At 66.6% G+C, this 10,473-nt stretch carries 10 protein-coding genes; 8 read left to right on the top strand and 2 right to left on the bottom strand.

The window, feature by feature from the left end:
- Window positions 1-297: 297 nt before the first annotated feature.
- A complete protein-coding gene (locus J6500_RS24515) occupies window positions 298-732 on the bottom strand; it encodes a L,D-transpeptidase (protein ID WP_225715266.1) in 435 nt (144 codons plus the stop codon).
- A gap of 192 nt (window positions 733-924) precedes the next feature.
- Here J6500_RS24515 and mepA point away from each other — a divergent pair, with 192 nt between their 5' ends.
- From mepA to J6500_RS24485, 6 genes are all read left to right on the top strand, one after another.
- Complete coding sequence (gene mepA / locus J6500_RS24510; protein WP_225715265.1) at window positions 925-1,872, top strand: penicillin-insensitive murein endopeptidase; 948 nt, start codon at window positions 925-927, stop codon at window positions 1,870-1,872.
- 194 nt (window positions 1,873-2,066) lie between these two features.
- Entirely contained in the window at window positions 2,067-2,576 is a 510-nt protein-coding gene (locus J6500_RS24505; RefSeq protein ID WP_225715264.1) for a hypothetical protein, read from the top strand.
- Between the two features lie 199 nt (window positions 2,577-2,775).
- On the top strand, window positions 2,776-3,561 hold the full coding sequence (gene modA / locus J6500_RS24500; protein WP_225715263.1) for a molybdate ABC transporter substrate-binding protein: 786 nt from the start codon (window positions 2,776-2,778) through the stop codon (window positions 3,559-3,561).
- Window positions 3,562-3,566: 5 nt separating this feature from the next.
- Window positions 3,567-4,262, top strand: coding sequence for a molybdate ABC transporter permease subunit (gene modB / locus J6500_RS24495; RefSeq protein ID WP_225715262.1), 696 nt, complete (start codon window positions 3,567-3,569; stop codon window positions 4,260-4,262).
- Between the two features lie 2 nt (window positions 4,263-4,264).
- Entirely contained in the window at window positions 4,265-4,936 is a 672-nt protein-coding gene (gene modC, locus J6500_RS24490; RefSeq protein WP_225715261.1) for a molybdenum ABC transporter ATP-binding protein, read from the top strand.
- 126 nt (window positions 4,937-5,062) lie between these two features.
- Entirely contained in the window at window positions 5,063-6,199 is a 1,137-nt protein-coding gene (locus tag J6500_RS24485) for a hypothetical protein (RefSeq protein ID WP_225715260.1), read from the top strand.
- A gap of 9 nt (window positions 6,200-6,208) precedes the next feature.
- Here the strand turns inward: J6500_RS24485 and J6500_RS24480 are convergent, their stop codons facing one another.
- Window positions 6,209-8,002, bottom strand: coding sequence for a potassium/proton antiporter (locus tag J6500_RS24480; protein ID WP_225715259.1), 1,794 nt, complete (start codon window positions 8,000-8,002; stop codon window positions 6,209-6,211).
- Window positions 8,003-8,213: 211 nt separating this feature from the next.
- Here J6500_RS24480 and J6500_RS24475 point away from each other — a divergent pair, with 211 nt between their 5' ends.
- Together J6500_RS24475 and map are read left to right on the top strand one after the other, a co-directional pair.
- Entirely contained in the window at window positions 8,214-9,530 is a 1,317-nt protein-coding gene (locus tag J6500_RS24475; RefSeq protein WP_225715258.1) for a mechanosensitive ion channel family protein, read from the top strand.
- A 110-nt stretch (window positions 9,531-9,640) separates the two neighbouring features.
- On the top strand, window positions 9,641-10,465 hold the full coding sequence (gene map / locus J6500_RS24470) for a type I methionyl aminopeptidase (RefSeq protein ID WP_225715257.1): 825 nt from the start codon (window positions 9,641-9,643) through the stop codon (window positions 10,463-10,465).
- Window positions 10,466-10,473 lie beyond the last annotated feature (8 nt).

The raw sequence follows: 10,473 nt of genomic DNA, 5'->3' as shown, positions 1-10,473 counted from the left end.
GCAAGCGGCCGTCGTCATCCGGATGACATCAACCGGGTGCGCGGATCGAGAAAGCGGCAGCGCATGGTGAGCATCGCGTCAATGCCGGCACCATTGCCCAATGATTGCGCCGAAATCCGCTTCACGCGCACGAATATGTGTCAGTGCGCAAGAGGGTTAGCGCAGGGTTAAGGCGCTGCGCCTTCGCAAGCGAAACCTAGAACATGATCCGGAAAAGTGCGAAGCGGTTTTCCGAAAAGATCATGCTCAAACAAAGAGCTGAAGCCTGATGACGATTCAACCAAACCTCATCGCGCTTTAGTTCGTGATCAGGATCCGCGTGCTGCCGCGGCCGTTGCGTTCGATGAGGTCATAGAGCGCCGCGGCGTGCGACGGATGCAGGCGCACGCAGCCGTGCGATGCCGGCCCGCCAAGCCGGCCGAGGTCGTAAGTGCCGTGGATGGCATAGCCGCCATGGAAGAAGATCGAATAGGGCATCGGCGAGTTGTAGTACTTGCGCGAGAACCAGCGGCGCGCCAGCATCTGCGGACGATACACGCCGCTCGGTGTGCCGTAGCCGCGCCGCCCGGTCGACACCGGCCAGTTGTAGCGCATCGTGCGGTCGACGCTGACGGCCATGCGCTGCGACGACTTGTCGATCCGGACGACGACACCAGCCCGCGCCGCTGACAGTACCGACGTCGCAACGACAATCGCGGCTGCAAATGCCAGCCGTACGCCAACGACACCCATAGTACGCCTACCCTGAAATTATTGGGCGCATATGTCGCCCGGGGCGAGCATTTGTAAAGTGTTGCACGTCATACGCGGCGGACAAGCCGCGGGTAATCTTAATCCAGGCTGTGGGGGATCAAGCAATTGCGATGAAAGCGCGATCCGCTTGCACGGAATCCATGCTAGCCTCGCGCCGACAGAGTGATCCGAATGACACCCCGCCTGCGTCTGATCCCGCTCCTGCTCTCCACCCTCCTCGCCTGCACCATAGCCGCGCGGGCGCAGGACAAGGGGTCGGTCCATCCCAAGCCGCTGCCGCCGCTCGCCAACCCTAACGATCCAAAACTCGGCGCGAAGGAATTGTTCGCGCGCAAGGTGCTGCCGGCCGCGCTGCCGACGCAGTCGATCGGCGGTTACGCCAAGGGCTGTCTTGCCGGCGCCGCGCAGATGCCGCTCAACGGCGACACCTGGCAGGTGATGCGACTGTCGCGCAACCGTTACTGGGGTCACCCGAGCATGATCGCGCTGTTGAAGCGGCTCGCGGCCAATGCGCACAAGGACGCCGGCTGGCCGGGCATCCTGATCGGCGACATCGGCCAGCCGCGCGGCGGCCCGGCGCTCTCAGGCCATGCCAGCCACCAGATCGGGCTCGACGCCGACATCTGGCTGACGCCGATGCCGGATCGCAAATTGTCGCGCGAGGAGCGCGAGGAAATTTCGGCGGTGATGATGGTGCGCGACGACCGGCTCGACGTCGATCCACGCGTGTTCACGCCGGGCCATGTGCTGGTGCTGCGGGACGCCGCGCAGGAGCCGGCGGTGCAGCGCATCTTCGTCAACGCCGCGATCAAGAAAGCGTTGTGCCGCGAGGCCAAGGGCGACCGCAGCTGGCTGTCGAAGATCCGGCCGTGGTGGGGCCACGACTATCACTTCCACATCCGCATGCGCTGTCCGCCCGGCAACCCGCAATGCGAGGGACAGAAACAGCAAACCGAGGGTGAAGGCTGCAAGCCTTCCGACCTCGCCTTCTGGTTCAAGGACTCGGTGCTGCATCCGAAGCCGCCGCCCAAACCGCCGAAGCCGCGGCCGCCGATGACGCTGGCGCAGCTGCCGACCGCCTGCAAGACCGTGCTGAACGCACCGGATGCCAAGCAATAGGACCTGGCGATAACATCTTCGTCAGGCCGCTATGCCTGCCGACACGAACTGCGCTATGATCGGCTGGTCATCGCGCCGTAAGCGCGATCGACCGCCGATCAGGGTGCCTGGTCTTCGATCATTCCTCGTCTTGTCGATGCGGACCGCCATCGCGTGGTCGCGCCGTCCGACGTCATGATTGCAGTGGACCAGACATGCGCAAATCGTTCCTCGCCGCATCGCTATTGCTCGTCGCGACTTCCGCTTTCGCGGCGGAGGAGCCGAGCGGATGCGACAAGTTCAAGTGGCCGATCGACCGTGCGCGCGCCGCGCTCACCGCGCCCGATCGCACCAAGCTCGAATCCGGCAGCGTGCAGACCGCGCTGCCGCCGAACGCCATCACGCTGGCGCTGGTTGCCCCCGCCGACGCCAAGCTGCCGATGCCGCCGGAGCGCGCGCCGAGGGACGGCACCTTCGCCGGCTTCACCAGCTTCAAGACCGCGCCGAAGGCCGGGCTCTACACCATCAGCCTGTCGTCCGGCGCCTGGCTCGACGTGGTGCAGGACGGGCATTTCCTCAAGCCCAAGGCGTTTTCCGGCGCCACTGACTGCGACGGGATCCGCAAGACCGTGAAGTTCGAGCTGGCCGCGAGCCCCTTCGTCGTGCAGGTCAGCGGCGCCAGGAACAACTCGCTGTCGATCGCCATCCAGCCCACGGACGAATAGTCAGAGCCGCCGGGCCGGTTAGACAAACGGTCGCCTTTACCGTAAGCCTCAGCCTGTTATGTTTGCACAGCGATATCCCCCAGGACCGTAAGTCCTTCGGGGACCAGCGGAACAGCGCTTCCGCCCGTCGCATGCCAGACCCCACCACCGCCTGATTTGCGCGTGCATTTTCGCGCGCAAGCTCGCACGGAGCGCTGCCATGTCACGATTTGCCGGACTTTTCACCGCCTTCGTCTTCCTGCTCGGCGCGATGCATTCGCCTGCCACGGCACAGGACAAGACGATCACCGTCTTTGCCGCCGCCTCGATGAAGAACGCGCTCGACGACATCGACGCCGCCTACACCGCCAAGACCGGCGTCAAGGTCAGCGCCAGCTATGCCGCGAGTTCGGCATTGGCAAAACAGATCGAGCAGGGCGCGCCGGCTGACGTGTTCGTGTCCGCCGACACCGACTGGATGGACTATGCAATCAAGCAGAAGAACATCAATGAAGCGACCCGCGTCAACCTGCTCGGCAACTCGATCGTGCTGATCGCGCCGAAGGATTCCAGGATCGACAACGTCACCATCGCCTCCGGCTTCGATCTCGCCAAGCTCGCCGGCGACGGCAAGATCGCGACCGGCGACGTCAAGGCGGTGCCGGTCGGCAAATACGCCAAGGCGGCGCTGGAGAAGCTCGGCGCCTGGCAGGCGGCGGAGCCGAAATTCGCGATGGCCGAAAGCGTGCGCGCGGCGTTGACCCTGGTGGCGCGCGGCGAGGCCGTGCTCGGCATCGTCTATTCGACCGACGCCAAGGTCGAGCCCGGCGTCAAGATCGTCGGCACCTTCCCGGCCGACAGCCATCCGGCGATCATCTATCCGGTTGCGGCGACCATCACCGCCAGGCCTGAGACGAATGACTATCTCACCTTCCTGCGCTCGTCCGCGGCGAAGACGATCTTGGAGAAGTACGGCTTCAAGTTCCTGATCAGCCCGACGACTTAAAGCGCGTGTTCGAGATCTCGCCGACCGAATGGACGGCGATCCTGCTGTCGCTGCGGGTCGCCATCATCGCAACGCTGGTGGCGACCCCGTTCGGAATCGCGCTCGCCTGGCTGCTGGCGCGGCGCAATTTCTGGGGCAAGTCGCTGCTCGATGCCATCGTGCATCTGCCGCTGGTGCTGCCGCCGGTCGTCACCGGCTATCTGCTGCTCTTGACCTTCGGCAAACGCGGCCTGGTCGGCGGCTGGCTGGCCGAGCATCTCGGCGTCGTGTTCGCGTTCCGCTGGACCGGCGCGGCGCTGGCCTGCGGCGTGATGTCGTTTCCGCTTCTGGTGCGGCCGATCCGCCTCTCGATCGAGGCGGTCGACCGCCGGCTCGAGCAGGCCGCCGAAACGCTGGGCGCTGCGCCTTGGCGGGTGTTCGCGACCGTGACCCTGCCGCTGGCATTGCCGGGCGTGCTCGCCGGCATGGTGCTCGGCTTCGCCAAGGCGATCGGCGAGTTCGGCGCCACCATCACCTTCGTCTCCAACATCCCCGGCGAGACCCAGACCATCTCGTCGGCGATCTATGCGCTGATCCAAACGCCTGACGGCGACGCCGCCGCCGGCCGACTTGTGATCGTCTCGATCGTGATCGCGATGGGCGCCCTGATCGCCGCAGAAGTATTCGCGCGCCGCGCCACCGCGCGCCTGCACGGGCAATAGCGATGCTGCGTGTCGATGTTGCAAAACAGCTCGGCGAATTCTCGCTCGCGGCATCGTTCGCGAGCGAGGGCCGTGTCACCGGCCTGTTCGGCGCGTCCGGCTCCGGCAAGACCACGCTGATCAACATCATCGCCGGACTGCTGCGGCCCGACCGCGGCAGCATCGTGATCGACGGCGAGACCGTCGACGATACCGCGGCCGGGATCCACGTCCCGGCCTATCGGCGCCGCATCGGCTACGTCTTCCAGGACGCGCGGCTGTTTCCGCATCTCGATGTCGGGCGCAATCTCGACTACGGCCGCCGCATGAACGGCCTCCCTGAGGATGCCGCGCAGCGCAAGCGCGTCGTCGACCTGCTCGATATCGGCAATCTGCTTGACCGCCGCCCCGGCAAACTCTCCGGCGGCGAGCGCCAGCGCGTCGCGCTCGGCCGCGCGCTGCTGTCGAAGCCGCGCCTGCTGCTGCTCGACGAGCCGCTGGGCGCGCTCGACGAGGGCCGCAAGCTGGAGATCCTGCCCTATCTGGTGCGGCTGCGGGACGAGGCCGGCGTGCCCATGGTCTATGTCAGTCACGACGCCGCCGAGCTGCGCCAGCTCGCCACCCAGATCGTGATGCTGCGCCACGGCCGGATTACCGCGTTCGGCGGTGTCAAGGTGTTGACAAGCGGCGTGTAGCTGGCCGTTTCCCGTCAAAGCAGCATAAGATGGCCCAGCTTGTCCGTTAGGTGCCTGTCTGATCCGCGAGATCGGGGCGCAGGGGAAAGGCGAATTGTGCGGCTGACCGGCTGGATATTGCTGCTGATGGGCGCCCTCGCAACCGCGACGATCGCGTGGGCGGCGATCGGCTTCCTGCTGATGGGCGTCGCCCTGATCGCGCTGCAGGTCGCCGAGCGGCGACGCCGCCGGGCCGATGCTGCCCCGGCGGCCCCCGCCACGGGCTTTACGCCTCCGGTGGTCGGCGCCGGGCTGCAGCCGCCGGTCTTCGAGCCGGTCGCGCAAGACGGCGCATCACCACGGCTGCCGCGCCGGATGTCGTGGCCCGCCGCCACCAGCGATGCGCCCTACGACCGCGAGGCGTGGCGCCGCCTGGTCGAGAGCGACAGCGATCTGGCGCAGATCGCCAATGTCCTTGCCGATTACGGCCCGCAATATGTCGACGAGCTGGCAGCGAGCTACCTCGCCGTGCCCGACAAGAACCGGCTCGCCGCCATCGTCGACGGCATCATCGCACGGGCACGCGACGCCCAGCAGGCTCCGCCGCCTGCACCGGCCGAGCCGCCGCGGCCGCCGGCGCTGTCCCGGCCGGTCGCCCCGTCCGAAGATGCCACACCGAGGGACGCAGTCTCCAAGGCAGCCGCACCCACGCCCGCTGCGCCGCCGCCATTGCCGGCGAGCCCGGCCGACGCGCTCGAGGCCACGCTGATCGCGGCCGTCGAGGCCTCCGCCAAGGCCGCCGCCGCGCGCGGCGATCCGCCACCGGGCGGCCCGCGGGGTGCCTTCGGGCGCGCCGCGCGGGAGCACAGGCCCGACCGGCCGCCGTCGTCACCGCCGCCCGCGCCGCCGCCGCCAACCGCCGACATCGAGGCGTCGCTGATCGCTGCCGTCACCGAGGCCGCCGCCAAGCGGGCCGATCCGCCTGAGCCTCCCTCATCGGCAGCGAGGCTGGAGCCGGAGATTCGCCGCGCACCGGGCGGGCTGAAGCCCGTCGCGCCGCCGCCTGTCCCGCCGGCCAAGAAGTCGCCGGTGGACGATCTCGACGAGTCGCTGCTCGCGGCGCTTGCCGAGATATCCGGCGAGAAGCACACGCTGTCCTCCAAGCCGGAGGACGCGGCGAATGATCCGCCGAAGGATCCCGCCAAACAGCCGCCGGCCGACGACGAACTCAGCGAGATGATCAAGAAGTTCGCGCCGGATTCCAGCTTCCTGCGCAAGCAGTGAGCGCGCCGCTCAGACCCCCGCGACCGAGGCCCAGATATCGGCGAGCTTGCGCCTGATCATTTGCACGCGGGTCTTCGGGACGACCTTCTCGTCCTCTTCCGGCAGGCGCAGGCCGACGACGTTAACCCGGCCGCCGCTGATGTTACGCGCCACCAGCACGATGGTGTCGAGCCCGAGCTCGGCGCCTTCCTTCGGCGCGCGGTCGAGATTGACGTCGAAATAGTCCGACAGCGTCAGCTTCGCCTCGCGCTCGTCGACCTTGACGCCATAGATCTCGGCGAGCTCGCCGAGCGTATGCTCGCCCGAGACCATGAAGTCGCCGAGCAGATGCGGATCGGGCTCGGCCGAGGGCGGCATGTCGACGAAGAAGCGGTCGAGCGCCTCGGCGCGCTCCGGCGGCGCCAGCAGGTAGATGTAGTCGCCGGGCGCAACCGGATCGGCCTCGATCGGCGTCAGGATGCGCTCATCGCGGATGACCAGCGTCGGCTTCGACCAGGACGGAATCAGGCCGCGGCGGAAATACAGGCTCTTCGGCCGCACCGGATAACCGACCAGCTGCTGCTCGAGCTGGCCGGGCAGATCCAGCTCGACACGCCGCGGCCCGCGCTCGGCGCGCGGCAGCGCCACGTGCAGCCGCCGCGCCGCCGGCGCCAGCGTCCAGCCCTGCAGCAATAGCGAGATGATGACGACGACGAAGGCGACGTCGAAATACAGATAGGCCTTCGACAGGCCGACCAGCATCGGGATCGAGGCGAGAAAGATCGCGACCGCGCCGCGCAGTCCGGTCCAGGCGATGAAGATCTTCTCCCGCCAGTTGAACTTGAACGGCGCAAGGCAGATCAGCACCGCCAGCGGCCGCGCCACCAGCATCAGCGCGAAGGCGACCAGCACCGCGCCGCCGGCGCTGGAGACCAGCCGGTGCGGCGAGACCAGGAGGCCGAGCAGCACGAACATCACGATCTGCGCCAGCCAGGTCGCAGCGTCGAGGAACGTCACCACCGAATTGTGCGCGCGGGTCGGCCGGTTGCCGATGATGATACCGGCAAGGTAGACCGCGAGAAATCCCGAGGCGTGGACGATCTGCGAGCCGCCGAAGATCACCAGCGCCGCGGTGGTGACGAAAGGCGCATGCAGGCCCTGCGGCAGCGCCACATAGTTCAGCGCAATCACCACCAGCCGGCCCCCGATCACCCCGATGATGGCCCCGAGCACCGCCTCCTGGACGAACTCGAGCGCAATGTGCGAGGCCGAGCTCTGGCCGATCGAGATGAACTCGACCAGCATCAAGGTGAGGAAGATCGCGAACGGATCGTTGGTGCCGGATTCCGCTTCCAGCGTCGCGCCGACGCGCGGACGCAGCCGCAGGCCCTGGGTGTGGACCAGCAGGAACACCGCCGCGGCATCGGTCGAGGCGACCACCGCGCCGACCAGCAGCGACTCGGTCCAGTTGAGATCGAGCACATATTTTGCGACCGGCGCCGTGATCAGCGCGGTCAGCAGCACGCCGGCGGTCGCCAGCACCATCGAGGGCACCAGCACGGTGCGGATGCTGGCAAAGCGGGTCTTCAGCCCGCCGTCGAACAGGATTAGCGCCAGCGCCACCGAGCCGACCAGATAGGTGGTGCGGACATCGTCGAACTGCAGGTGGCCGGGCCCGGACTCCCCGGCCAGCATGCCGACTAGCAAGAACACCAGCAGCAACGGGGCGCCGAACCGCAATGCGAGCAGGCTCGACAGGATTCCGGCCATCACCAGAACCGCGCCGAGCAGGATTGCTATACTGACCGAATCGAGGGAAGCCATGCGCCTTCGTTGCCATCAAGTCCTTGCAATTGCATCCTTATCGTCGTCACACTTGATCGCCAACCGATTTCTGGAATGAGCGGCAATGTGCCCGGTTTTGTCGACGGTGACGCGGTGTTGTATCGATGGCCGCATGCGCGCCCATGTGGGATTCTCTGCGTGCGCTCGAATCACATTTGCCTGACCCGCGCCTGAAATCGAGACTTTGCCAATGGACATGAACCTGAAGGACGTCCTGGAATCGATCCAAATGGCGCTGCGCTCGGTCGGCGCCGAGATCGCCTCGCCCTGGTTCTACCTGCAGTTCGGCATCATCCTCGCGGCCGCCGGCATCGCCTATGCGGCCGACACCGCGATCCATGCGCGGGTCAACACATCGTCGCTGGCGACGCGCTGGCCGCTGCCGCTGCGGCACTTCGCCCGCGTGATGGTGGCGAGCGCCTCCACCGCGGTGTTCGCGCTGCTGATGATCATCTCGCGCGTCATCATGTACCATGCGACCTGGCCGAGCCGCAGCTATTTGATCGCGGTCTCCGCCAAGCTGGCGCTGGCCTGGCTGGTGATCCGCCTCGTCACTTCGGTGATCGACAACGCCTTCATCGTCAAAACGGTATCGATCGCGGCCTGGCTGGTCGCGGCGCTCAGCATCATCGACCAGCTCGACTGGGCCGCCGAGACGCTGGACTCTTACGCGATCGTGGTCGGCGGGCTCCGCCTGACCCCGCTGCTGCTGATCAAGGCCGGCGCGCTCCTGATCGTGACGCTGTGGCTGACCAACATGGCGAGCAATTTCGCCGAGAGCCGGATCAACCGCGCCACCGACCTGACCCCGTCGATCCAGGTGCTGCTGGTCAAGATCATCCGCATCGGCCTGATGGTGATGGCGATCGTGATCGCGCTCGGCGCGGTCGGCATCAACCTCTCGGCGCTCGCGGTGTTCACCGGTGCGGCGGGCGTCGGCATCGGTCTCGGCTTGCAGAAGATCGTCGCCAACTTCATCAGCGGGCTGATCCTCCTGGTCGACAAATCGGTGAAGCCCGGCGACCTCGTCACCATCGGCGACAATTCCGGCAAGATCAGCGCGATGAAGACCCGCTACATCTCGGTCGCCGCCGGCGACGGCCGCGAGTTCCTGATCCCGAACGAGGACCTAGTGACGCAGAAGGTCACCAACTGGACCTATACCGACAAGAACACGCTGGTGAAGATCGCCTTCTCCACCAACTACGACGCCAATCCGCGCCAGGTCTGCAAGCTCGCGATCGAGACCGCGGCGGCGCATCCGCGCGCCACCAAAGGCAAGACGCCGAACTGCATCCTGACCGAGTTCGCCGAGGCCGGGATGAAGTTCTCGCTGACCTTCTGGATCGCCGATCCCGACGGCATGGACAATGTGAAGAGCGACGTGATGCTGTCGCTGTGGGACGCCTTCAAGGCCAACGGCATCCGCGTGCCCTATCCGGTCCGGGAACTCCGGGTCCGCGGCGGCGCGCTGCCGGTCGAGAGCGTGGTCGAGGCTTCCGGCTAGGAATGGCCGTTTGGACATCGTCCCCATGCCCAAGCCTGGCTTGCGCCGGGCGCGCCGATCATTAAATTAGGCCCTGAATTCAGCCCTTTGCCCCGGAAAACGCCCCGCCCATGAGCTATATCGACGCGACCGACACCTCGCTCCGCAAGACCGGCCAGATCAAGCTGCACGGCCAGAGCGGCTTTGTCGGCATGCGCAAGGCGGGCGCGCTGGTGTCGAAGTGCCTCGATGCGCTCACCGACATCGTCAAGCCGGGCATTCCGACCTCCGTCATCGACGAGTTCGTCCGCGCCTTCGCGTTCGACCACGGCGCCTATCCGGCGACGCTGATGTACCGCGGCTATCGCTACTCGACCTGCACATCGATCAATCACGTGGTCTGCCACGGCATGCCGGGCGACCGTCCGCTGAAGGAGGGCGACATCGTCAATGTCGACGTCACCTTCATCGTCGACGGCTGGTACGGCGATTCCAGCCGGATGTATGCGATCGGTCCGATCGCGCGGAAGGCCGAGCGGCTGATCGAAGTGACCTATGAGGCGATGATGCGCGGCATCGCCGCCGTGAAGCCCGGTGCCACCACCGGCGATATCGGCCACGCCATCCAGAGCTTCGTTGAGCCGCAGGGCATGAGCGTGGTGCGCGATTTCTGCGGCCACGGCCTCGGCCGCCTGTTCCACGACGAGCCGAACATCATCCATATCGGCCGCCCCGGCGAGGGCGTGCCGCTGCGCCCCGGCATGTTCTTCACCATCGAACCGATGATCAACCTCGGCAAGCCGCACGTGAAGATCCTGTCCGACGGCTGGACCGCGGTGACTCGCGACCGTTCGCTGTCGGCACAGTTCGAACACTCGGTCGGCGTCACCGCCGACGGCGTCGAGATCTTCACGCTGTCGGAGCGCCACGGCGAGAAGCCGTGGGTGCAGGTGTAACACGCGGC

Source organism: Bradyrhizobium semiaridum, assembly GCF_020329505.1.
In the GTDB taxonomy this organism is placed as follows: Bacteria; Pseudomonadota; Alphaproteobacteria; order Rhizobiales; family Xanthobacteraceae; genus Bradyrhizobium; species Bradyrhizobium semiaridum.
The sequence above is the reverse complement of the archived record's forward strand: the minus strand, read 5'-3'. Positions and strand labels throughout refer to the sequence as shown.

What these genes read in the sequence shown, in the direction of transcription:
- J6500_RS24515 (WP_225715266.1), bottom strand. Translation starts at nt 732, where the DNA reads ATGGGTGTCGTTGGCGTACGGCTGGCATTTGCAGCCGCGATTGTCGTT.
- mepA (WP_225715265.1), top strand. Translation starts at nt 925, where the DNA reads ATGACACCCCGCCTGCGTCTGATCCCGCTCCTGCTCTCCACCCTCCTC.
- J6500_RS24505 (WP_225715264.1), top strand. Translation starts at nt 2,067, where the DNA reads ATGCGCAAATCGTTCCTCGCCGCATCGCTATTGCTCGTCGCGACTTCC.
- modA (WP_225715263.1), top strand. Translation starts at nt 2,776, where the DNA reads ATGTCACGATTTGCCGGACTTTTCACCGCCTTCGTCTTCCTGCTCGGC.
- modC (WP_225715261.1), top strand. Translation starts at nt 4,265, where the DNA reads ATGCTGCGTGTCGATGTTGCAAAACAGCTCGGCGAATTCTCGCTCGCG.
- J6500_RS24485 (WP_225715260.1), top strand. Translation starts at nt 5,063, where the DNA reads ATGGGCGCCCTCGCAACCGCGACGATCGCGTGGGCGGCGATCGGCTTC.
- J6500_RS24480 (WP_225715259.1), bottom strand. Translation starts at nt 8,002, where the DNA reads ATGGCTTCCCTCGATTCGGTCAGTATAGCAATCCTGCTCGGCGCGGTT.
- J6500_RS24475 (WP_225715258.1), top strand. Translation starts at nt 8,214, where the DNA reads ATGGACATGAACCTGAAGGACGTCCTGGAATCGATCCAAATGGCGCTG.
- map (WP_225715257.1), top strand. Translation starts at nt 9,641, where the DNA reads ATGAGCTATATCGACGCGACCGACACCTCGCTCCGCAAGACCGGCCAG.